The organism is Herbaspirillum sp. CAH-3, assembly GCF_009668275.1.
GTDB classification, from domain to species: Bacteria; Pseudomonadota; Gammaproteobacteria; order Burkholderiales; family Burkholderiaceae_D; genus Herbaspirillum; species Herbaspirillum aquaticum.
The window spans coordinates 243370-265571 of the sequence record NZ_VSWE01000009.1 but is presented as its reverse complement, the minus strand read 5'-3'; the positions used below and the strand labels follow the sequence as shown (position 1 = coordinate 265571).

Annotated in this window: 18 protein-coding genes; 13 read left to right on the top strand and 5 right to left on the bottom strand. The window is 63.8% G+C overall.

Going from position 1 to position 22202, the window contains the following annotated elements; all coding sequences use genetic code 11:
• Positions 1–16: 16 nt before the first annotated feature.
• The 3 genes from FYB76_RS13770 to FYB76_RS13760 form a co-directional block, all read right to left on the bottom strand.
• A complete protein-coding gene (locus FYB76_RS13770; RefSeq protein WP_220407287.1) occupies positions 17–1288 on the bottom strand; it encodes a sugar ABC transporter substrate-binding protein in 1272 nt (423 codons plus the stop codon).
• A gap of 208 nt (positions 1289–1496) precedes the next feature.
• The gene (locus FYB76_RS13765) at positions 1497–2876 is read right to left on the bottom strand and encodes a sensor histidine kinase (protein ID WP_154133984.1); all 1380 of its coding nucleotides are present in this window, start codon (positions 2874–2876) and stop codon (positions 1497–1499) included.
• The gene (locus tag FYB76_RS13760; protein WP_154133983.1) at positions 2869–3540 is read right to left on the bottom strand and encodes a response regulator; all 672 of its coding nucleotides are present in this window, start codon (positions 3538–3540) and stop codon (positions 2869–2871) included. The genes FYB76_RS13765 and FYB76_RS13760 overlap by 8 nt, the downstream gene beginning before the upstream one ends.
• A 158-nt stretch (positions 3541–3698) precedes the next feature.
• Between FYB76_RS13760 and FYB76_RS13755 the strand changes: the two genes are divergently transcribed.
• The 5 genes from FYB76_RS13755 to mdtD all read left to right on the top strand — a co-directional run bounded on the left by FYB76_RS13755 (position 3699) and on the right by mdtD (position 9220).
• Positions 3699–4754, top strand: a complete 1056-nt coding sequence (locus tag FYB76_RS13755) for an ABC transporter substrate-binding protein (RefSeq protein ID WP_154133981.1) — start codon at positions 3699–3701, stop codon at positions 4752–4754.
• 66 nt (positions 4755–4820) lie between these two features.
• Positions 4821–5834, top strand: coding sequence for an ABC transporter substrate-binding protein (locus tag FYB76_RS13750; RefSeq protein ID WP_370516347.1), 1014 nt, complete (start codon positions 4821–4823; stop codon positions 5832–5834).
• A gap of 125 nt (positions 5835–5959) precedes the next feature.
• Entirely contained in the window at positions 5960–6787 is an 828-nt protein-coding gene (locus tag FYB76_RS13745; RefSeq protein ID WP_154133980.1) for an ABC transporter ATP-binding protein, read from the top strand.
• A 56-nt stretch (positions 6788–6843) separates the two neighbouring features.
• Entirely contained in the window at positions 6844–7698 is an 855-nt protein-coding gene (locus FYB76_RS13740; RefSeq protein WP_121045247.1) for an ABC transporter permease, read from the top strand.
• A 100-nt stretch (positions 7699–7798) separates the two neighbouring features.
• Positions 7799–9220, top strand: coding sequence for a multidrug transporter subunit MdtD (gene mdtD, locus FYB76_RS13735; RefSeq protein WP_154133979.1), 1422 nt, complete (start codon positions 7799–7801; stop codon positions 9218–9220).
• A gap of 7 nt (positions 9221–9227) precedes the next feature.
• Here the strand turns inward: mdtD and FYB76_RS13730 are convergent, their stop codons facing one another.
• Both FYB76_RS13730 and FYB76_RS13725 read right to left on the bottom strand, forming a co-directional pair.
• Positions 9228–9914, bottom strand: coding sequence for a Fe2+-dependent dioxygenase (locus tag FYB76_RS13730; RefSeq protein WP_154133978.1), 687 nt, complete (start codon positions 9912–9914; stop codon positions 9228–9230).
• Between the two features lie 17 nt (positions 9915–9931).
• Complete coding sequence (locus FYB76_RS13725) at positions 9932–12154, bottom strand: TonB-dependent siderophore receptor (protein ID WP_154133977.1); 2223 nt, start codon at positions 12152–12154, stop codon at positions 9932–9934.
• A gap of 365 nt (positions 12155–12519) precedes the next feature.
• Here FYB76_RS13725 and FYB76_RS13720 point away from each other — a divergent pair, with 365 nt between their 5' ends.
• The 8 genes from FYB76_RS13720 to FYB76_RS13685 all read left to right on the top strand — a co-directional run bounded on the left by FYB76_RS13720 (position 12520) and on the right by FYB76_RS13685 (position 22075).
• Positions 12520–13182 (top strand): response regulator transcription factor, encoded by a 663-nt coding sequence (locus FYB76_RS13720; RefSeq protein WP_154133976.1) that lies wholly within the window; start codon positions 12520–12522, stop codon positions 13180–13182.
• A 16-nt stretch (positions 13183–13198) separates the two neighbouring features.
• Complete coding sequence (locus FYB76_RS13715) at positions 13199–14638, top strand: sensor histidine kinase (protein WP_154133974.1); 1440 nt, start codon at positions 13199–13201, stop codon at positions 14636–14638.
• Positions 14639–14744: 106 nt separating this feature from the next.
• Positions 14745–14963, top strand: a complete 219-nt coding sequence (locus FYB76_RS13710) for a hypothetical protein (protein WP_088754858.1) — start codon at positions 14745–14747, stop codon at positions 14961–14963.
• A gap of 107 nt (positions 14964–15070) precedes the next feature.
• A complete protein-coding gene (locus tag FYB76_RS13705) occupies positions 15071–15730 on the top strand; it encodes a DUF1345 domain-containing protein (RefSeq protein ID WP_154133973.1) in 660 nt (219 codons plus the stop codon).
• A gap of 276 nt (positions 15731–16006) precedes the next feature.
• Positions 16007–19495 (top strand): response regulator, encoded by a 3489-nt coding sequence (locus tag FYB76_RS13700; protein ID WP_154134000.1) that lies wholly within the window; start codon positions 16007–16009, stop codon positions 19493–19495.
• Positions 19480–20331, top strand: coding sequence for a protein-glutamate O-methyltransferase CheR (locus FYB76_RS13695; RefSeq protein WP_088754861.1), 852 nt, complete (start codon positions 19480–19482; stop codon positions 20329–20331). The genes FYB76_RS13700 and FYB76_RS13695 overlap by 16 nt, the downstream gene beginning before the upstream one ends.
• On the top strand, positions 20328–20963 hold the full coding sequence (locus FYB76_RS13690; RefSeq protein WP_088754862.1) for a chemotaxis protein CheB: 636 nt from the start codon (positions 20328–20330) through the stop codon (positions 20961–20963). The genes FYB76_RS13695 and FYB76_RS13690 overlap by 4 nt, the downstream gene beginning before the upstream one ends.
• Complete coding sequence (locus tag FYB76_RS13685) at positions 20960–22075, top strand: response regulator (RefSeq protein ID WP_370516346.1); 1116 nt, start codon at positions 20960–20962, stop codon at positions 22073–22075. Before FYB76_RS13690 ends, FYB76_RS13685 begins: the two co-directional genes overlap by 4 nt.
• Positions 22076–22202 lie beyond the last annotated feature (127 nt).

Sequence of the window (22202 nt, the reverse complement as noted above, 5' to 3'; positions counted from 1 at the left end):
GATTGAATGAAGGAAATTATTTACGCGCGTGTTCCATCGCGTCCTGCGCATACTGGGCGGCTTCGTCCAGGGCGCGGGGAATATCCTTCTGGGTGCCGGTGAAGACTTCTTCCAGCGCCACGCCCAGGTTGTCGCCGATGTCCGGCCACTGCGGGCTGGGCCAGATGGTCAGCTTGGAGACCGGGGTGGTGTCCTTCAGGCCTGCCAGGATCTGCGGCTTGACGTTTTTCTGGAAGTAATCGCTCTGGATGGTGCTGGTGCGGTTGTAGTCGCTGAAGACCTTCTCGCGCAGGCGTGCCTGTTCCTGCTCCTTGCCGGTGGCAAAGGCGATGAACTTGCCGGCCGCCTGGCGCGTGCACTCGTCCTTGGCCCCGATGGCGGAGATGGCCAGGCCGTGGCCGTAGGCGGCCGAGGGCAGCGGTGCCGGCGGGCGGGCATAGCCGACCTTGTCGGCCACACTGGATTTGCTGCTGTCCTCCATCCAGTCGGCGAAGGGCGTGGACTCGATCATGAAAGCCACCTTGCCCGAGCGGAAAGCTTCCAGCGCATTGCTCCAGTCATAGGTGGCTGCGCCCGGGGGACCGTACTTGAACAGTTCCGCATAGAGCTGCGTGGCCTTGACGGCGGCCGGTGAATTGAAGGCCGGCTGGTTGTTCTTGTCGGTCCACTGGCCGCCCTGGGCCAGCATGAAGGGCGCCCAGCGCCACACGTTCATGCCCGAGCCGCGCTGGCCGCGCGCCACCCAGCCATAGACGCCGGGCGGCGAATGCAGTTTCTTGATGTCGGCCACCAGTTCGTCCAGCGTGCGCGGGACCGGCAGGCCCGCTTTTTCCAGCAGGTCGCGGCGATAGAAGAGGAAATCGGAACCGCCGATCAGCGGGGCGAAATACGCCACGTCCTTGTAGCTGGCCACCGCCCGGCGGCCGGGCAGGAAGTCGTCATAGTCGGCCTCCTTGGGGAAATACTTCAGCAGCGGTACGATCCAGCCCGCCGAGGCGAACTCGGCCACGTTGGCCTCATCGACGTAATACACCTGGTAGGAACCGGCCTTGGTGGAAGCATCCAGGCGCGACTTGGCGCGCCGGTCGTTCTCGCCGAAGTAGCTGATCTCCACGCGGGTGCCGGTGCGCTTCTGGTAATCGGCCAGCGATTTTTCCATCACCGTCAGGCCCAGGCTCTTCTGCGCCAGCACCTTCAGCACGGGGACATTGCAGGACTGCGCCGATGCCACCAAGGGCAGGGCAGCGCCAAGGACGGCGCACGCGGCGCCCAAGCAGATCTTGTTCACGGTTTGTCTCCTGGTATTTTTTATCGTTCAGGTCGGGCGCAGATGCGGGGGGAGTCGCAAGCACCCTTTGCCTTCACAGGCAGGAGCAAGAGTACGAGGGCAGGGCGCGCCGCTCCACGCCAAAAGCGTGCAGCGGGCTGATACTTTTTGATCGTTTGTTGTGGCGGCGGCGCGTTTTTGTATTACCGCTGCATGGGAAAGAGGGGTGTCAGCTCGCCAGCGCCGGCAGGCTCACCGTAGCCACCAGGCCGCTGCCCCGGGCCGGCGCGTCGAGCCGGATTGCGCCCTGGGAGGCCTGCACGATCTCGCGCACGATGGCCAGTCCCAGGCCGGAGCCCGGCTGATCCGGCGCGGCATTGCGATAGAACCGTTCGAAGACGCGCTCGCGCACCTCGGCCGGGATGCCGGGGCCATTGTCGGTCACGGTGATGATGACCTGGTTGCGCTTCTTCTCCAGTCCCACGGTGACCTTGCCGCCCTCGGGCGTATAGCGCAGGGCATTGTCGATCAGGTTCATCAGCAAGCCCATCAGCTGCGCCTCGTTGCCGTTGACCATGGCGCTCTCCAGCGTGGTCTCCAGCCCCAGGTCGATGCCCTTCTTGAGCGCCAGTCCGGCCAGTTCCTCCAGCACCATGGCGGCCACCGCCAGCAGGTCCACCGGCGCGCGCGGGAAGGCGCTGCTGTTGGAGGCTTCGGCCTGGGAGAGCAGCAGCAGCTTGTTGGTCAGGTCGGTCATGCTGCGGCTGCCTTCCTGCAAGGAGGCCAGCACCTGCTTGACCCGCGCCGGATCGTCCAGCTGGCGGGCGAACTGGATCTGCGAATCGATCACGGCAAGGGGCGTGCGCAACTGGTGCGCGGCATCGGCCACGAAGCGCTTCTGCACCGTCACTTGCGCATTGAGGCGGAAGATGTACTGGTTGATGGCCTCCACGATGGGCCGCAATTCCTGCTGCAAGCCGCCGGCACGCAGCGGCGTGAGCGAATCCGGCTCGCGCGTGGCCAGTTCGTCCTTGAGCGCCAGCAGCGGGCGCAATTCCATCGTCAGGCCCAGCACCACCAGGCTGATGGCCAGCAGCAGCAGCACGATCTGGCGCCGCAGCGAGGCGTGCCACTGGTCGTCGATCATCTCCTGCCGTCCCTGCATGGTCTGGCCCACCGAAACGGCCACCATGCGCAGCGTGCCTTCATCGAACAGCGCGCGGATATAGCTGACCACGCGCAGCGGCTTGCCCTCGAAGGTGGTCGTGGTATAGACCGGATAGAGCGCCGCAAAGTCAGGCTCGGCGGGGAAATCGGGACGTCCGGCCAGGAGTGTCTCGTCATCCATCCGAACCTGGTAATACACCGCATCCTGCGCCGGCGAAGCGAACAGTTCCAGCGCCGCAGGCGGGATCGAGACCACCGGCGCGCCATCGCTCCAGCCGACCTGGCCGGCCATCATGCGGGCCGAGGCCAGCAGCGCACGGTCCTGCACCAGGGTGGCGCTGGAGACGGCATTGTCATACGCATCGCCGGTGGACAGGCCCACGTAGACCGCCATCGGGATCAGCAGCCACCACAGCAGCCGCAGGCGCAGGCTGTCAATCATCTTTCTGCTTGAGCAGATAGCCCAGGCCGCGCAGGGTCATGATGGCCGCGCTCGACTGCTCCAGCTTCTTGCGCAGGCGCGAGATGTAGATCTCGATGGCGTCCGCGCTCGGTTCTTCGGAAAGGCTGAAGACCCCCTTCATGAGCGCAGTCTTGGAGACCGTCTTGCCTTGTTTCAACATCAGCACTTCCAGCACGTCATGCTCGCGCGCCGGGAGCGCCAGCGTCGCGCCGGCCACGGCGAACTGGCGCGTGTTGCTGTCATAGACCAGGTCGCCGCAATGGATCTCGGCGGCCTTGTCGGGCGTCTGGCGGCGCACCAGCACCTTGATGCGGGCCACCAGTTCGCGGATCTCGAAGGGTTTGACCAAGTAATCGTCGGCGCCGGCGCCGAGGCATTCGACCTTTTCATCGATGGAGCCGCTGGCGGTGAGGATCATCACCGGCACGCCGTTGTGGCGCTCGCGCAGGCGGCGCAGCACGTTCTTGCCGTGCAGCTTGGGCAGCATCAGGTCCAGCAGCACGACGTCGTAGTTCTCGTCGCGCAGGACCTGGTCGGCGATCTCGCCATCGGCGGCGATATCGACCTTGAACTTGTGTTCCTTGAGGATCTGCTCCAGCCAGTGGGCGAGCTGGGGATTGTCTTCGATCAGGAGCAATTTCATGCGATGGTCTCGTGTTTCTGGAGGTTCTTTTTTGTTGCGCTGCAAAGCAGAAAGCCGGAATTTGGAAAGCTGGATGAAGGTTTCGGCTTCTTAGAATAGGCCCGCAGTCTACAAGAGATGGCGACAGACCATCCAACCAAAATATGGAGACAATCATAATGCGTCACGACCTGCGCGTGTTCCCGCCCCTCGGAACACAGCCCCTGCGCCGCCGCCTGCTGGCCCTGGGCGCCACCGCCATCGCTGCCTGCGCCCTGGGCCTGGCAGCCCCGCAAGCCCATGCAGCCGACAAGATCATCATCATGGTCGGCGGCATCAACAAGCTCATCTATCTGCCGCCCAAGCTGGCCGAGAGCCTGGGCTACTTCAAGGAAGAAGGCCTGGATGTGGAGCTGCAGTCGCAGCCGGCCGGGGTCGATGCCGAGAATGAATTGCTGGCCGGGGCCGTGCAGGCCGTGGTCGGTTACTACGATCACTCCATCGACCTGCAGAGCAAGGGCAAGGAAGTCACGTCCATCACCCAGCTGCTGCTGGTGCCGGGCGGCATGGAGATGGTGCGCGCCGACCTGGCCGACACCGTGCGCAGCATGGCCGACCTCAAGGGCAAGACCCTGGGCGTGACCGGGCTGGGTTCGTCCTCCAGCTTCCTGGCGCAATACCTGGCCAGCCGCGCCGGCCTCAAGGCGGGCGATTACTCCATCCTGCCGGTCGGCGCCGGCAATACCTTGATCGCCGCCATGAAGCAGAAGCGCGTGGACGTGGCCTGGACCACCGAGCCGACCACCTCCATCCTGCTGGCCTCGGGTGCGGCCAAGGTCCTGGTCGACATGAGCAGCGTGGAAGGCACCAAGGCCGCGCTGGGCGGACTGTATCCGGCTTCCAGCCTCTATGTGCATCGCTCCTGGATGATGAGCCACAAGGCCGACGCGCAGAAGCTGGCGCGCGCCTTCGTCAAGACCCTGAAATACATCCAGACCCATTCGGCCGAAGAAGTGGCCGAGAAGATGCCCAAGGACTACTACGGCGGCAACAAGGCCATCTACGTGCAGGCGCTCAAGGCTTCGCTGCCCATGTATTCGCCCGATGGCAAGATGCCTGCCGGCGGGCCGGAACAGGTATTGAAGGTGATGGCCGGATTCAACCCCAACATCAAGGGCAAGAACATCGACCTTGCCAAGACCTACACCAACGAGTTTGTCGACGCGGTAAAGTGAATTTTGCCGCTGATATGAAGGCACCGTAGAATCCACGGGCTTTCGCATCGATTTCCAGGAGCTGACGTGAACAAAAACCTCCGCCGTGGCCTGCTCTCGCTGGCCGTTGCCGGCACCGTACTGGCCGCCTTGCCGATCCCCTCCATGGCTGCGGCCAAGGTCACCATCATGGTGGGCGGCATCAACAAGATGGTCTACCTGCCCGCCAAGCTGGCCGAACAACTGGGCTACTTCAAGGAAGAGGGCCTGGACGTGGAGCTGCAGTCGCAGCCGGCCGGGGTCGATGCCGAGAACGAACTGCTGGCCGGTGCGGTGCAGGCCGTCGTGGGCTTCTATGATCACGCCATCGACCTGCAGACCAAGGGCAAGGAAATCACAGCCATCACCATCCTGGGACAGGTGCCGGGCGAAGTGGAACTGGTCTCCACCAAGGCCGCGCCGCACTTCCAGAGCATGGCCGATGCCAAGGGCAAGACCCTGGGCGTGACCGGGCTGGGTTCGTCCACCAACTTCCTGACGCAATACCTGGCCTCGCGCCACGGCATCAGCTCCAAGCAATTCTCGGTGCTGCCGGTGGGCGCGGACAATACCTTCATCGCCGCCATGAAGCAGGGCCGCATCGACGCCGGCATGACCACCGAACCGACCGCGTCACTCCTGCTCAAGACCTGCGACGCCCAGGTGCTGGTGGACATGCGCACCGTGGAGGGAACTGTCAAGGCGCTCGGCGGGCTGTACCCGGCCTCCAGCGTGTATGTACAGCGCAGCTGGCTCAACAGCCACAAGGAGGAAGCGCAGAAGCTGGCGCGCGCCTTCGTCAAGACGCTCAGGTTCATCAACACGCACAGCGCCGAGCAGATCGCCGAGAAGATGCCCAAGGACTACTACGGCAGCAACAAGGCGCTGTATATACAGGCCCTGACCAATTCGCTGCCCATGTATTCGCAGGACGGCAAGATGCCCAAGGGCGGGCCGGAAACGGTGCTGTCGGTACTGTCGGGCTTCAATCCCAACGTCAAGGGCAAGCATGTGGACTTGTCCAAGACCTACACGGATGAATTCGTCAACGCCGTGAAATGAGGCGGGGACTGGCTGCGGGCCAGTCTTCCCGAAAATTATATAAACGATATACGCCATGATGCGCGGCAGCGCGTCAGGGGCGCGTTCAACCCGAATTCAACCCCAAGCCACGAAAGAGCCCCACGATGAACGCCATCAACCAGCAGGCCTTCACCCCCGTCGGCCAGGCCGCCCAGGCCACGCCGGCCATTGAATTGCGCAATGTGAGCTGCCGCTTCATCACGGCCGATGGCCGGGCCACGGTGGCCCTGCGCGATTTTTCCATGAGCGTGGCGCGCGGCGAATTCGTGGCCGTGGTCGGCCCCACCGGCTGCGGCAAGTCGACCACGCTTTCGCTCATCACCGGCCTGCTCAAGCCGACGCTGGGGGAGGTGCGGGTGATGGGACAGCCGGTCAACGGCATCGATCCGCGTATCGGATTCGTGTTCCAGAACGATGCGGTCTTTCCCTGGCGCAGCGTGCGCGACAACGTGGCGGCCGGCCCCATGTTCCGGGGCCAGTCCCGGGAGCAGGCCCATGCGCTGGCCGACGAATGGATCCGCCGCGTGGGCCTGGACAAGTTCGGCGACCATTATCCGCACCAGCTTTCCGGCGGCATGCGCAAGCGCGTGGCGCTGGCCCAGACTTTCATCAACAGCCCCGAGATTCTGCTGATGGACGAACCCTTTTCTGCGCTGGACATGCAGACCCGCACCCTGATGCAGGATGAACTGCTGCGCCTGTGGTCGGCGCATTCGGGCTCGGTGGTGTTCGTCACCCATGACCTGGAGGAGGCCATTGCGCTGGCCGACAAGGTCTATGTGCTTACCGCCCGCCCGGCCACCTTGAAGAGCGTCTACCCGATCGACCTGCCGCGTCCGCGCGTGATGGAGGAGGTGCGCTACGAGCAGCGCTTCATCGATATTTCGCGGCGCATCTGGGCCGATTTGCGCGAGGAAGTGCATATTGCCTGAGTCGCCATGCCGTGCAGCCACATCGCCTATCCAATTCTGAAATACAGGGGACTCCCATGACACAAGCACAAGCCAGCCACAGCGCCGCGACGATGGATATCGCCGGCGTCGAAGCCGAGGCCCGGCGCAAGATCCGCGCACGAAAACAACTGGTCATCGGCCTGCGCATCGCCATCCTGGTGATCGTGCTGGGCGGCTGGGAAGGCGGCGCGCGTCTCGGCTGGATCGATCCCTTCTTCTTCTCGCAACCGTCGGCCATCGTGGCGCAGATCGTCGAGTGGATGGTCGAGGGCACCTCCCAGGGCCCGCTCTGGACCCAGGTCCTGGTGACCCTCGAAGAAACCGTGCTGGGATTTTTGATCGGCTCGGTAGCCGGGGTCATCGCCGGCATCATCCTCGGGCGCAACAAGCTGCTCTCGGATGTCTTCAGCCTCTACATCCAGATCGCCAATTCGATCCCGCGCGTGGTGCTGGGCTCCATCTTCGTCATCGCCTTTGGCCTGGGCATGGCCTCCAAAGTGGCGCTGGCGGTGGTGATGGTGTTCTTCGTGGTCTTCGCCAATGCCTTCCAGGGCGTGCGGGAAGCCGACCGCTACATGATTGCCAACGCCCAGATCCTCGGCGCCTCGCCGCGCCAGGTGACCATGGCGGTGGTGATCCCCTCGGCGCTGTCGTGGATCCTGGCCAGCCTGCATGTGAGCTTCGGGTTTGCGCTGGTGGGGGCGGTGGTCGGTGAATTCCTCGGTTCCAAGCAGGGCATCGGCCTGCTGATCTCCACTGCCCAAGGGGCTTTCAATGCCAGCGGTGTGTTCGCGGCCATGATCGTGCTGGCCGTGGTGGCGCTGGCGGCGGACTGGCTGCTGCATGCGCTGGAACGGCGCCTGCTGAAGTGGCGTCCGCAGGCCTTCTGAAGACAAACGCCTGAGGGCGTAAAATGTGGCGCAGCAATCGGGGATACGGCAACGTGTCCCCGCCGTGTTTTGATCCGCGCGTTTCCACTTCCCTTCCGTCATGTCCGCCAACCAGCCGCCTCGTCCGAGTGACACCGCTGCATCTGCCTCACCCTCCCTCAACGATCCCGTGACCCAGCGCGCCCTGCTGTGGATCGTCGCCTCCGGCTTTTTCATGCAGACGCTGGACACCACCATCGTCAACACCGCCTTGCCCGCCATGGCACGCAGCCTGGGCGAGCCGGTGCTGAACATGCATCCGGTGGTGGTGGCCTACACGCTGACGATGGCATCGCTCACCCCCGCCTCGGGCTGGCTGGCCGACCGCTTCGGCACGCGCCGCGTGTATTTCGCGGCGATCCTGCTGTTCGCGCTGGGCTCGGCGCTGTGTGCCATGGCACCGACCCTGCCACTGCTGCTGGCCGCGCGCGTCATCCAGGGGCTGGGTGGCTCCATGTTGCTGCCGGTCGGACGCCTGGCCGTGCTGCGGGCAGTGCCGGGCGCGCAATACATCGCAGCACTGGCCTCGATCTCGATTGCCGGGCAGCTCGGTCCGGTGGTCGGTCCTGTACTGGGCGGGTGGCTGGTAGAGAGCCTGTCCTGGCACTGGATCTTCCTGATCAACCTTCCTGTAGGTGTACTGGGGATGGGGGCCGTACTGTACTTCCTGCCCGATGACAGCCTTACCGGTACACCCCGTTTTGATTTATTCGGCTGTACCTTGCTGTCCGCTTGCATGGTGGCCTTCTCGCTGGCGCTGGACGTGCCTTTCGATACCCACCGTACTGGCTGGAGCCTCGCACTGTCTGCTGTGGCAGCAGCAACTGTACTGGTCTACTGGCGCCATGCGTCCGTTCATCCGCGCCCACTGTTCCGGCTCGGTCTGTTCGGGGAACCCAATTTCAGCATCGGACTGGCAGGTAATCTGGTCTGCCGTATCGGTTCCTCGGCAGTGCCGTTCCTGTTGCCGCTGCTGTTGCAGGTGCGGCTGGGCTATTCACCGCTGCACGCAGGCATGCTGCTGCTGCCGGCCGCCATTGCCGGCACCATTGCCAAACCGTGGATCGCGCCGCTGGTCAAGCGCTTTGGCTATGACCGCTTCCTGCTGGTCAATACCGCCATCGTCGGGATGTCCATCGTATCGTTCGCGCTGATCACGCCGGGTTGGCCGCTGGCGGCGTCCATCGTGCAGCTGGCGGTGTTCGGGGCGTCCAATTCGATGCAGTTTGCGGCCATGAACAGCGTCACGCTCAAGGGCTTGCGCAAGGAAGATGCGGGCAGCGGCAACAGTCTCTTCTCGATGGTGCAGATGCTGGCCATCGGCCTGGGCGTGACCATCGGCGGCACCATGGTCAACGTCTTCAAGAGCGAGGCGGGCATCGCCACCAATGCCAGCTTCCAGATCACCTTCGTGATCGTGGGGCTCATCACCCTGGTCTCGGCCTGGGTGTTCCGCAAGATGGATCCGCGTTACTTCAGCTGAGCGCGGCTCAGGTTTCGCTCCACTGGCGCAGGAGGTTGTGATAGCAGCCTACCAGGGTGCGCCGTGCGAGCGCATCGGCATCGGTCTGGTTCAGGCGCTGGATGGCGTTGTCCATGTCGAACAGCATCTGGCGCTGGCCATCGTCGCGCACCAGGCTCTGCACCCAGAAGAAGCAGCCCACCCGCACGCCGCGCGTGACCCGCGTGACCGTATGCAGGCTGGTGGCCGGATAGAGCACCATGTCGCCCGCGGCCAGCTTGACGCTGTGCATGCCGTAACTGTCATCGATCTGCAGTTCGCCGCCATCGTAGTCTTCCGGATCGGCCAAAAACAGCGTGGCCGAGACATCGGTACGCAGCTTGCGTCCGCTGTGCGGATGGATGCGCACGCTGCCATCGACATGGGCGCCGAAGGTCATGCCTTCGCCATAGCGATTGAACATGGGCGGATAGATCAGGTTGGGCAGCGCCGCGCTGATGAAGCGCGGATGCCGCTCCAAGGCGGAGACGATGATGCGCTGGCATTGCAGGGCGACGTCGGACTGTTCGTCGATCTGCTGGTTGTATTTCACAGGCGCGCCCTGGTAGCCCGCCGTCACGCGCCCATCCACCCAGGCCGGTCCTGCATGGTCCAGCAGGCTGCGAACGGTCTGCAGGGCTTGCGGGTCCAGCAGCTGGGGGATGGTGATGAGCATGGGCGCGTCCTCTTTCCTTACATGCGATAGGTCAGCGACAGCAGGGCGGTACGGCCCGAACCCGGGACCGAACGGCCGCCGTCGGATTGGATCAGCGCATCGTAATACATCTTGTCGGTCAGGTTGTAGAGGTTCAGGCGGATGTCGTAGGCCTTGGTGGTGTAGGCCAGCATCGCGTCGTAACGGGTGTAGCCGCCGACCTGCACCGTGTTGGTGGCATTGGCATAGCGCTGCGACATGTAGGTGGCGCCGCCGCCGACCTGCCAGTGCGGTGCCAGGTCATAGGTCGTCCAGGTGGTGAAGGTGTGCTTGGGCGTGTTGACCGGGATCTTGCCGACCGAGGTATCGGCCACGGCACCGCCGACCACCTTGGCATCCAGGTAGGTGTAGTTGGCGGCGATCTGCCAGTCGCGGGTGATGCGGCCGGTTGCGCCCGCACGCGCGCCGTTGACGCGCACCGTACCGGCCAGCGCGTAGACCCCGGTGGCGACCTGGCTGCGTGCATTTTCCTTGGTGATCTGGAAGCCGGCGGCAGTCAGCGCCAGGCCTTCGGCCACATCCCACTTGCCGCCCAGTTCATAGGAACGGTTCTTTTCCGGGTCCAGGTTCTGCTGGCCGGCGGTGCCGGTCAATTGCTCCAGCGAGGGATTGAAGGAAGTGCCGTAGGAAACGTAATACGACTGCGCCGTGCTGGGCTGCCAGATCGCGCCCGAACGCACGCTCACGAAGTTCACGCTCTGCTGCGCATAGCCCAGCGCGGTGGAGCCGCTGGTATTGCCCGAGTTGATCGAGTTGCTGATGCTGGCCACATAGCGGTCATAGCGCAGGCCACCCACCAGCTTGAATTGCGGCACCAGCTCGATGGTGTCGCCGACATAGGCGGCGATGGTGTTGGCACTGCCGCCGGCGCGGTTGCCTGCGGTATCGGCCACGCTGCTGCCGGCCGCGCTGTAGGAAGGATTGACCAGGCTCACGCAATCCATGTAGCCGGTGGTGGCGCCGGTTGCGTTGAGCGAGCGGCCGTTGCAGCTGCCGTTGCGGTAGTAATTCTGGTTGTCGTAACCGTCGTGACCAACTTCCACACCCACCAGCGCATCGTGCTTGACGCTGCCGGTGCTGAACTTGGCGGCCAGTTCGGTCTGGTTGAAGATGGAGTAGTCGTTGATGTTGCGGTCATGGCTCTGGCCGCGCACGAAGAGGCTGGACAGCGGCAGGCTGCTGGCCGCATTGGTGAGCGCCGTGAAGCCGCTTGAAGAGACCGTACCGATGGTATTGGGCGCAGTCTCCACGGCATTGGTGTGCACGTAGTTGAACTGGGTCTGGTTGCGCAGTGTGACGTCGGGGGCGATTTTGTGCTTGATGCCGGCGTTGAACGCGGCCACATCCTGGATGGTGCGGTCGCTGTTCAAACCATAGGCGGTGTTGCGGTCGACATTGACGGGGTGGCCGTTGAGCGGCGGCAGGCCGTAGTCGGGCTGGTCCTGGTTGTGCTGCAGCAGGGCCGAGAGCGTGATCTCGGTGGAAGTGCCGATGCCCCAGACATAGGAGCCGGCCAGGCCGAAGTCTTGCACATCGGTCTGATTGCGCGTGCTGGCCGCGCCGTTCTGGGCCATGGCCTCGATGCGCAGGGCCGAGGTATCCGACAGCGGACGGTTGACGTCGACCGTGCTGCGCACCAGGCCATTGGTGGTGACCGAACCGGAGATTTCGGTGGCGGCCTTGAGGTTGGCCTTCTTGCTGACCTGGTTGATGATGCCGCCGGTCGAACCGCGGCCGAAGAGCATCGAGGACGGGCCCATCAGGACTTCCACTTCCTCGATGGCGAAGGTGTCGCGGTAGTACTGGCCACGGTCGCGGAAGCCGTCGAGATAGATGTCGGTCCGCGCCGAGAAACCGTTGAGGTTGATGTTGTTGCCGATCTGGCCGCCTTCGGCACCGCCCAGCGTGATGCCGGAGACGTTGCGCAGCGCATCGGCCAGCGAACTCACGCCTTGCGACTGCATCTGCGCCTTGTTGACCACCGTCACCGATTGCGCGACGTCGTGCAGGTCGGCCGGCAGCTTGGTGATGGCCGTGCCGGTACTGGCGAAATCATCGCGGCGGCCTTCCACCGTGACCGGGGCGAGCTGGCTGCCGGTGGCTGCGGTGGCGTTGGGCGCAGAGGCCTGCTGTGCGTGGACGGAGAGGGGAGCGGCAAAGGTGGCGACCAATGCGGCGGCAATCGGCGTGAGACGGTTCATGTTCTTGTTTTCAGTGAAGTGGAGTAGGAAACGATGAGCCGATCCCGCTTGCGCAGGAGCGGCTCGAATGGCTGGCTACTCCGTCCTTCAATGGCAACAAGGAAGTCCGTTTGGCTGGCTGGTGACCAGTTTTTATTGCATGCTAATGATTTGGATTCTCATTCGTATGGCTGGCAAGAGTAAGGCTGGAGCCTGACAAAATGCTGTCATTTGCCTGACGCAGAGCTGAGTGTGACAAAAAAGAAACACTCTGGCCGTGCCGCGCCCCGCCTGGGGGACCGCCTGATTTGCAGCATGGCCTGGGCTGCAATACGATGCAGCGTCACGCAGAGTTTTTGCGCTGTTTATTTTCCAAGAAGTCCCCTATGAATGTTCTGCTGGTCGAAGACGACCCGGTACTCACCGACGGTCTGTCGCGGGTACTCAATTCGCACGGCTTCACCGTGCATACCGTCAACAACGGCAACGATGCGCTGTCGCAGCGTTTCAATGCCGCCGTGCTGGTGCTCGACATCGGCCTGCCCGGCATCGACGGTTTCGAAGTCCTGCGCCGCATGCGCGCCAACGGCAACAACACCCCGGTGCTGCTGCTGACCGCACGCGACACCATTCCCGACCGCGTGCACGGGCTGGAACTGGGCGCCGATGACTACCTGGTCAAGCCCTTTGCTACGCCCGAACTGGTGGCCCGCATCAAGGCGCTGATCCGCCGCAGTGCGCCGCAGCCTGCGCAGCTGACCGTGGGTGGCCTGTCGCTGGACAACGCCACCAAGCGCGCCGACATCGATGGCCGCAAGATCGAACTGTCGCTGCGTGAATGGACGGTGCTGGAATACCTGATGCAACACGCCTCGCGCGTGGTCTCCAAGCAGCAGATCATCGATGCCGTCCTGCCCTGGGGCGAGGATTTCACGATCAATGCGGTGGAGGTCTACGTCTCGCGCATCCGCCTCAAGATCGCCGATTCGGGCGTGGTGATCCGCACCATCCGCGGCTTCGGCTACATGCTCGAAAAGAGCGAGACCTGAGCCGGCAGGCCGCATCATGACGGTCATCAACCAGCAGCCGGCCAACAGCGCGGCCAGTGCCGGCACTGCTGCGCCTGCCACACCGCCAGCCGTCACCCACGCCAGCATCCGGCGCGACCTGCTCAAGTGGCTGATCGCGCCGCTGCTGCTGCTGAACCTGGTGGGGGCCGGCCTGACCTACTGGCTGGCCTGGCTGCCGGCCCAGCACGCCTTCGACCAGAACCTGATGGATTCCACCTGGGGCCTGTATGCCCAGGTGCGGCATCGCCAGGAGCGCACCACCGCCGAGCTGACCCAGCAGGCCGAGCAGATCCTGCGCAGCAATCATTCCGACACCACCTTCTTTGCCGTGCGCAATACGCAGGGGGAGATCCTGGTCGGCGACAAGGGATTCCCGCAATTGCCCGAGACCGAGATATTCGACCGGCCCTTCAACTATGACGGCGAGATGCGCGGCGAACCGGTGCGTATTTCAGCCATGCAGGTGCGGGTCAAGAACGGCGTGATCTCGGTGGCCGTGGCCGAAACCATCCGCAAGCGCGACCGCGCGCACTACACGATCCTGCTGTCCTTCCTGCTGCTGGACGGGGCGCTGACCTTCGGTTCGCTGTCGGTGGTGCTCATCGCCGTGCGGCGTGGCCTGCGTCCCCTGAAGAGCCTGCAGCGCAACCTGGAACAGCGCGGCCACGGCAAGCTCGGCGCCATCGACGGCATCGGTGCGCCGGTGGAGCTGCAGCCCCTGATCGTGGCCATGAACGAACTGATGGCCCGCATCAGCAAGGGCGAACAGGCGCAGCAGAATTTCATGGCCGACGTGGCCCATCAGTTGCGCACGCCCTTGACGGGCCTGAAGCTGCAGCTGGAACTGCTGCACGACAAGCACCAGGACCAGCCCGATACGGCCCGCTCGCTGGCGATGATGAATTCCTCGGTGGAACGCATGATCCGCCAGAGCCGGCAGTTGCTCGCGCTGGCGCGCTCGGAACCTGGCCTGTTTGAAAGCCGCAAGCTGGAGGAACTCTCGCTGCACAAGCTGGTGGAGGAGTCGGTGCAGCACTTCATCGAAGAGGCCGACAAGAAGCAGATCGACCTCGGCTTTGACCTGCAGCCGGCGCGCCTGCGCGGCGACCGTTTCCTGCTCGCCGACCTGATCGACAACCTCATCGACAATGCGGTGCGCTATTCGCCGCAGCACGGGACGGTGACGGTGCGCTGCCTCGAAGAAGAGGGCGCCACCGTGCTGTCGGTGGAAGACTCCGGTCCCGGCATTGCCCCCGAGCATCGCGAGCTCATCTTCGACCGCTATTACCGCGCCAACGACAAGATCGCCGGCAGCGGCCTGGGACTGGCCATCGTGCGCGAGATCGCGCATGACCATGGTGGAGTCATCACGGTCGATTGCAAGGAAGAGGGGCAGGGCACCATCTTCACGGTGCGCTTCCCGCTGGCAGCCTGACGCCTGCGGCCACGGCTGCACTTGCCGCACGGCATCGCGCTTGTGCAGAACCTCATGCCTGCCCCTGTGTCAAACGGGCTTCATCGTGAACGACACAGGAGGCAGCATGACGGACAAGGTCCTGCAAAGTGGTACCCATATCGCCCGCTACGACGCGGTGGAAAAACCCGATGAAGGCTTCGAGGCGCAAGTCTTCGTGCGCCTTGCGCGCGAACCCGAGATTGCGGAAACCTACATTCCGGTAGGCCTCTTCCCGACCGAGGAAGAAGCCCTGGCCAGTGCCCGCGAACGCGCGCAGCGTGCGCTGAAGGAGCACGAATTCTGAAGCGCGCGTGGCTGGCGGGCGCGGGCAGGGCGTGCTAATGTCCTGCCCATCCTGGGCGTGCAGTGTGATGGCGCCCTTTCAGAAGACTCACAACATCAACAAGAACAATGTCCGTCGCCCGCCACATCGTCCAGGTCCACCCGCGTTTGCTCATCGGCATCGGCATCGGGACCGCCGCCTCCGTCCTCATCCCTGCCAGCACCTGGATCGGCCGCAGCCTCATCGGCTGGAATGCCGGCCTCTGGTTCTATTTGCTGAGCCTGTGGGTGATGATGCTGCGGGCCGATGCCAAGGCCGTCAAGCGCCTGGCCGAGACCGAAGATGAAAGCGCTCACGTAGTGCTGGTGATGGTCTGCGTGGCGGCCATTGCGAGCTTGCTGGCCATCCTGCTGGAACTGGGCGGCAGCAGCCATCACGACGAGGGCGGCCGGCTCTTGCGCTATGCCTTCACGGCCTCTACCGTGTTCGGTTCGTGGGCCTTGATCGGCACCATCTTCACGCTGCATTACGCGCGCCTCTTCTATGCCGATGACGACGACCCTGACGCCCTGCCGCTGCGCTTCCCGGATGGCATCCGCAATCCCGGCTACTGGGATTTCCTGTATTTCTCCTTCACCATCAGCGTGGCCGTGCAGACCTCCGACGTGGGCGTAGCCTCGCGCGCAGCGCGCAAGTCGGTGCTGGCCCATTCGCTGATCTGCTTCGTCTTCAATGCGGCCATCATCGGCCTGTCCATCAATATCGCGGCCGGCCTGGCGGGGAGCTGAAAGCGAGTGTCAGAGCCAGGATGACAGCGCTGCGGAACCGAACTGTCAGCGCTTTGTCCTAGCCGAGTCCGGAGGCAGGTGCCAGCGGCTTGAGCCCGCCGTCATCGGTGCTCTGCGCAAACCGGGAGCCGCCCGTATAATCCACGGCTTTCCCGGAGGCAAGACCAAGGGGAGGGGGACACAGCCACACACAGAACCCCCAGAGCTCGACCAACGATTCGAACAACGGAGCGCACCGTGCGGGTTTATTCCAGCCAAGCTGAAGAACGTATTGCCATGTTGAAGCGCCAGGGCAAGGGCGCCTTTTCCGGACCACCGCTGCCCCTGGGGCCGCTGATCGGTTTTTCGGTCGCCATCCTGGCGGTGGTGCTCATTGCCCTGTTTACCTGGGAAGCCTCGGTCAGCCGCGGCGAGGCCGCCAATGCGGTGTCGCACACCATGAAGGTGCGCGAGCAGCTGCAGGTACTGGTCTCCACGCTCAAGGATGCCGAGACCAGCCAGCGCGGCTTCCTGCTCACGGGCACCGAGTCCTATCTGAGCCCTTACAACCAGGCGCGTGCCGCGCTGCCCGGCGAGATCGCCAAGCTGCGCGAGCTGCTCTCCGACAATCCCGACCAGTTGCAGCGCCTGTCGCAGATCGAGCGCGTGGTCGCCGACAAACTTGAAGAACTGGCCGAGACCGTCAGCCGCCGCCGCAATGGCGATACGGCGGGCGCATTGGCGGTAGTGCAATCCGATCGCGGCAAGATGTTCATGGACCGCGTGCGCGTGCTCACCCGCGACATGGAAGAACAGGAACGCGACCTGCTGGCCAGCCGCCAGTCGGACTGGCGCGACGCCGTGGTGTTTTCCACCGCCGTGGCCTGGGGCGGCTCGGGCTTGCTGCTGGTGCTCATCATTGCCGCGGCCATGACCACCTCGCGCGATTATCGCGCCCGTGAAAAGCAGACCTGGATCCGCAACGGCCAGATGGGCCTGGCCGAGCGCCTGCAGGGCGAGCAGCGCCTGGGGACGCTGGGCGAGAATACTTTGGCTTTCCTGACGGCCTACCTGAATGCGCAAGTCGGCGCCATCTACCTGCGCACCGACAGTGGCGACTTCGAGCGTTTCGCCGCCTATGCACTGGAAGAGGATGAGAGTGTCCAGCCTCCGCATCTGCGCGATGGCCAGGGCTTGCTGGGCCAGGCCGCCAAACTCAATCGCGCCATGCACATCAAGGAAGTGCCGGAACGCTATCTCACCGTGTCCTCCGCCGTCGGCCGCCATGCGCCGCGCGAGCTGATGATCGTGCCGGCCTCCGCCGATGGCGTGGTGCAGGCGGTGTTCGAACTCGGCTTCTTGCGCCAGGTACGGCCGGAGGAAGAGGAACTGCTGGCACGCCTGTCGGACCAGGTCGCCATTGCGGTGCGCTCTTCCAAGGATCGCACCCGCCTGGAAGAACTGCTGGAAGAAACCCAGCGCCAGTCCGAGGAATTGCAGGCCCAGCAGGAAGAACTGCGCGTCAACAATGAAGAGCTGGAAGAGCAGGGCCAGGCCTTGAAGGCATCGCAACTGCGCCTGGAAACCCAGCAGGCCGAGCTGGAAGAGACCAATGCCCAGCTCGAAGAGCAAACGCAAATGCTGGAAATGCAGAAGGATGACCTGGCCAAGACCCAGGTGGTGCTGGTGGAAAAGGCCACCGAGCTGGAACGCGCCAACCAGTACAAGAGCGAGTTCCTGGCCAACATGAGCCACGAGCTGCGCACGCCGCTGAACTCCACCCTGATCCTGGCCAAGCTGCTGGCCGACAACAAGCAGGGCAACCTGTCCGACGAGCAGGTGCGATTCGCGCAGACCATTTCCTCTGCGGGCAACGACTTGCTGGCCCTGATCAATGACATCCTCGACCTCTCGAAGATGGAAGCGGGCAAGCTCGATATCGTTTCCGAATCCTTCGTGGTCAGCAAGATGGCCGAGGAGCTCAAGGCCAGCTTCGCCATGACGGCCCAGCAGAAGGGCCTGGGCTTCAAGGTCGAGGTCGATCCGGGCGTGCCGCAGCGCATGGAAACGGACATGCAGCGCCTGGGCCAGATCTTGAAGAACCTGCTCTCCAACGCCATCAAGTTCACCGAGAAGGGCGAGGTCAGCCTGCGCATCTATGCGGATGCCGGTGGCCGCATCGCCTTCGCCGTGCGCGATACCGGCATCGGCATCGGCGCCGACCAGCACCAGTTCATCTTCGAAGCCTTCCGCCAGGCCGATGGCAGCACGCATCGCAAGTACGGCGGCACCGGGCTGGGCCTGTCGATCTCGCGCGACCTGGCGCATCTGCTGGGCGGCGACATCCAGGTGCAGAGCCGGGTGGGCGAGGGCAGCATCTTCACGCTCTCGCTGCCGCAGGTCTACAGTGGCGAGCAGGCCGTCATGCGCACGCCTGCGGCCGTGGCCGCCCCTTCGGCGGCGGCTGCGACTCTGCAGGCGGCACAAGTGGCGACCGCGCCTGATGTGCGCATTCCCGCTCCGCAGGTGGTGCCGGGCGCGCCGGCAAAACTGCAGGACATCGCCATCGATGATGATCGTCACCGCATCGAATCGTCCTCCCGCCTGATCCTGGTGATCGAGGATGACACCGCCTTCGCCATGATCCTGCGCGACCTGGCGCACGAGATGGGCTTCCAGTGCGTGGTCACGCATTCGGCCAATGAAGGCGTGTCGGCGGCCGAGATGTATCGCCCCAGTGCCATCCTGATGGACATGAACCTGCCCGACTTCTCCGGGCTGGGCGTGCTGGACCAGATCAAGCGCAATCCCAAGACGCGCCACATCCCGGTGCACGTGGTGTCGGTGGCCGATTACTCGCACGAGGCGCTGGAGCGCGGTGCCATCGGCTACGCATTGAAGCCGGTGCAGCGCGAGGAACTGGTCGGCGCCATCCGCAAGCTCGAAGCCAAGTTCCTGCAGGGCCTGCGCCACGTGCTGGTGGTGGAAGACGATGCGCGCCAGCTCGACAGCATCCGCCAGTTGCTGGCCGGCGAGAACATCAACCTGGTCGGCGTACGCACCGCCACCGATGCGCTGGCCCGCCTGCGCGAGACCACCTTCGATTGCATGGTGATGGACCTGAACCTGCCCGACCTGTCCGGCTACCAGTTGCTGGAGAAGATGGCCGAGCAGGAACACGTAGCCTTCCCGCCGGTGATCGTCTATACCGGCCGCTCGCTGTCGGCCGAGGAAGAGCAGCACCTGCGCCGCTTCTCGCGCTCCATCATCATCAAGGATGCGCGCTCGCCGGAACGCCTGCTCGATGAAGTGACGCTCTTCCTGCACCAGGTGGAAACGACACTGCCGCCGGAGAGCCAGCGCATGCTCAAGGTGGCGCGCGACCGCGAAACGGTCTTCGAAGGCCGCCGCATCCTGGTGGTGGAAGATGATGTGCGCAACATCTTTGCGCTATCCTCGGTGCTGGAACCCAAGGGCATGAAGGTCGACATCGCCCGCAACGGCCGTGAAGCCCTGGACGCCCTGCAGCGCAGCCAGGAGCAGCCTGGTGCGCCGATCGACCTGGTGCTGATGGACATCATGATGCCGGAGATGGATGGCCTGACTGCCATGCGCGAGATCCGCAAGCAAGCCATCTGGAAGCGCCTGCCCATCATCGCCCTGACCGCCAAGGCCATGAAGGATGACCAGGAGAAATGCCTGGCCGCCGGTGCCAACGATTACATCGCCAAGCCCTTGGATGTGGAAAAACTGCTGTCCCTGGTACGTGTATGGATGCCGAAATAAACCAGGCGTTGGCCAACCAGCATTTCGATATCGAGATGCAATTGTTGCTCGACGCCATCTACCTCAAATATCACTGCGACTTTCGCGGCTATGCCGGCGCTTCGCTGAAGCGCCGCCTGGCCACGGCCATGATCCGCTTCGGCTGCGAGACGCTGTCGCAATTGCAGGACAAGGTGCTGCATGATGCGACCGTGTTTCCGGCGCTCATGGATTACCTCACCGTGCAGGTCAGCGAGATGTTCCGCGATCCCAGCTATTTTCTCTCGCTGCGGGAGAGGGTCATTCCGCTCCTGCGCACCTATCCTTCCTTGAAGATCTGGGTGGCCGGCTGCAGCAGCGGCGAGGAAGTCTATTCGCTGGCGATCCTGCTGCGCGAGGAAGGCTTGCTCGAGCGCAGCATCATTTACGCCACCGACATCAACCAGGCCGCGCTGAAGAAGGCCGAGGCCGGCGTCTACGAGCTCGACCGTATCCCCGGTTTTACCAGCAACCACCAGAAATCCGGGGCCAAGACCTCGCTTTCGGATTACTATACGGCCGCGTACGGTGCCGTCGTCTTCGACAAGTCGCTGCGCAAGAACGTGGTCTTTTCCGACCACAGCCTGGCCACCGACAGTGTCTTTGCCGAGATGCACCTGGTGTCCTGCCGCAACGTGCTGATCTATTTCAACCGCCATTTGCAGGAACGCGCGCTAGGCCTGTTCCGCGAATCGCTGGTCCGCAAGGGTTTCTTGGGACTGGGTTCGAAGGAGTCGATGCGCTTTTCCACGCACGGTCCGGCCTTCGATGAAGTGGTGCGGGAAGACCGCATCTTCCAGAAGAAGGGGGAGCTGTGAGTCCCGTCCCGCTGCCGGCCCTGGGTGGCCGAGCCATCGATGCGATCGTCATCGGAGCCTCTGCCGGTGGCGTGGAAGCCTTGTCGGAGATCCTGCCGGCGCTGCGCCGTGGTGCGCAGGTGGCGACCATGGTGGTGCTGCACATCCCGCGTGAGCGGCCCAGCTTGCTGGCAACCATCTTTGCTGACCGCTGTGGCCAGCCTGTCGTGGAAGCGCAGGACAAGGACCCGGCCCAGCCCGGCGTGATCTATTTTGCGCCGCCGGATTATCATCTGCTGGTGGACCGCAGCGACCAAGGGCCGGTGCTGGCCATGTCCAATGATGAACTGGTGAATTTTTCGCGCCCGGCCATTGATGTGCTGTTCGAGTCGGCCGCGGATGTCTACCGCGAGCGCTTGCTGGGCATCGTGCTCACCGGTGGCAATCATGATGGCGCGGCCGGATTGCAGGCCATTGCGCGCGCCGGTGGCGTGACCGTGGTACAAAGTCCGCAACAGGCGCAGGTGCCTTACATGCCGGCACAGGCATTGGCACTCGGACAAATCGATTATGTGCTCACGCTCCCGCAGATCGCCGATCTGCTGCGCACCCTGGGCGTATCGGGGAATGACCAGGAAAAGGAACGCAGGTGACAGAAAAATACAAAGACAGAGACCTGCCGCGGGTGAAATTCCTGCTGGTCGATGATCTCGACGAAAACTTGTTGGCCCTCTCTGCCCTGCTGCAGCGGGACGATGTCGAACTGCTGCTGGCGCGCTCGGGCCTGGAAGCGCTTGAACTGCTGTTGCAGCACGAGGTGGCGCTGGCCTTCCTGGACGTGCAGATGCCGGACATGGATGGCTTCGAGCTGGCCGAGCTGATCCGCGGCAGCGAGCGTACCCGCAACGTGCCGCTGATTTTCGTCACGGCCGGCGTACGCGATGAGCGCCGCCTGTTCAAGGGCTATGAGAGCGGTGCCGTGGACTTCCTCTACAAGCCCATCGAACCGCACATCCTGCGCAACAAGGCCGAGGTGTTCTTCCAGTTGTATCGCCAGAAGCAGTTGCTGGCGCTGGAGTTGCAGGAGCGCACCGAAACCCTGCGCATGAACGAGATGTTCGTGGCCATCCTCGGCCACGACCTGCGCAATCCCTTGAGTTCGGTGGTGATGGCGGCGACCCTGCTGCAGCGGACCTACAAGGAAGAGGTGGCGCAGAAGGCCTCGCAGCAGATCCTCAATGGCGGCAAACGCATGGCCAAGCTGATCGAGAACATGCTCGACCTGGCGCGCGCGCGCCTGGCCGGCGGCATCCCGCTGGCCCGTGCCAGTGCCTGCCTGGGCGAGATTACCGAACGGGTGGTACAGGAATACCAGACCACTTATCCGGGCAGCGTCGTGGAGCGCCGCATCGAAGGCGATGACAACGGCTATTGGGACGGCGACCGCCTGGCTCAGGTGGCAGCCAACCTGCTGGGCAACGCCTTGCAGCACGGCGTGGCGGGCAGCCCGGTGTGCATCGGCATCGATGGCCGCGGCGAGCAGGAAGTGGTCATGACCATCGCCAATCGCGGGGTGATCCCGGCGGCCTTGCTGCCGGTGATCTTCGATCCCTTCCGTGGCGGAGGCGAAATCGGCCGCAAGGAAGGGCTGGGCCTCGGACTGTTCATCGCGCAGCAGATCGTCAAGGCGCATGGCGGCTCGATCACCATGACGTCGGATGACCAGGTGCAGACGATGGTGACGGTGAGGTTGCCGCGGCGCTGAGCAACGCGCAATCCCGCTGATCGCCACTGCATGAGATGAAGGCCTGCTCCACGGAGCAGGCCTTTTTCATTGCTGCGGGCGTTGCTGCGCGTTGGCAGCAGTGGCCAGGCTTGGCCGAAAGCCTCAC

Excerpts from the sequence above, each read along its gene's own strand:
- FYB76_RS13765 (WP_154133984.1), bottom strand. The coding sequence starts at position 2,876 with ATGATTGACAGCCTGCGCCTGCGGCTGCTGTGGTGGCTGCTGATCCCG.
- FYB76_RS13760 (WP_154133983.1), bottom strand. The coding sequence starts at position 3,540 with ATGAAATTGCTCCTGATCGAAGACAATCCCCAGCTCGCCCACTGGCTG.
- FYB76_RS13755 (WP_154133981.1), top strand. The coding sequence starts at position 3,699 with ATGCGTCACGACCTGCGCGTGTTCCCGCCCCTCGGAACACAGCCCCTG.
- FYB76_RS13745 (WP_154133980.1), top strand. The coding sequence starts at position 5,960 with ATGAACGCCATCAACCAGCAGGCCTTCACCCCCGTCGGCCAGGCCGCC.
- FYB76_RS13740 (WP_121045247.1), top strand. The coding sequence starts at position 6,844 with ATGACACAAGCACAAGCCAGCCACAGCGCCGCGACGATGGATATCGCC.
- mdtD (WP_154133979.1), top strand. The coding sequence starts at position 7,799 with ATGTCCGCCAACCAGCCGCCTCGTCCGAGTGACACCGCTGCATCTGCC.
- FYB76_RS13730 (WP_154133978.1), bottom strand. The coding sequence starts at position 9,914 with ATGCTCATCACCATCCCCCAGCTGCTGGACCCGCAAGCCCTGCAGACC.
- FYB76_RS13725 (WP_154133977.1), bottom strand. The coding sequence starts at position 12,154 with ATGAACCGTCTCACGCCGATTGCCGCCGCATTGGTCGCCACCTTTGCC.
- FYB76_RS13720 (WP_154133976.1), top strand. The coding sequence starts at position 12,520 with ATGAATGTTCTGCTGGTCGAAGACGACCCGGTACTCACCGACGGTCTG.
- FYB76_RS13715 (WP_154133974.1), top strand. The coding sequence starts at position 13,199 with ATGACGGTCATCAACCAGCAGCCGGCCAACAGCGCGGCCAGTGCCGGC.
- FYB76_RS13710 (WP_088754858.1), top strand. The coding sequence starts at position 14,745 with ATGACGGACAAGGTCCTGCAAAGTGGTACCCATATCGCCCGCTACGAC.
- FYB76_RS13705 (WP_154133973.1), top strand. The coding sequence starts at position 15,071 with ATGTCCGTCGCCCGCCACATCGTCCAGGTCCACCCGCGTTTGCTCATC.
- FYB76_RS13700 (WP_154134000.1), top strand. The coding sequence starts at position 16,007 with ATGTTGAAGCGCCAGGGCAAGGGCGCCTTTTCCGGACCACCGCTGCCC.
- FYB76_RS13695 (WP_088754861.1), top strand. The coding sequence starts at position 19,480 with ATGGATGCCGAAATAAACCAGGCGTTGGCCAACCAGCATTTCGATATC.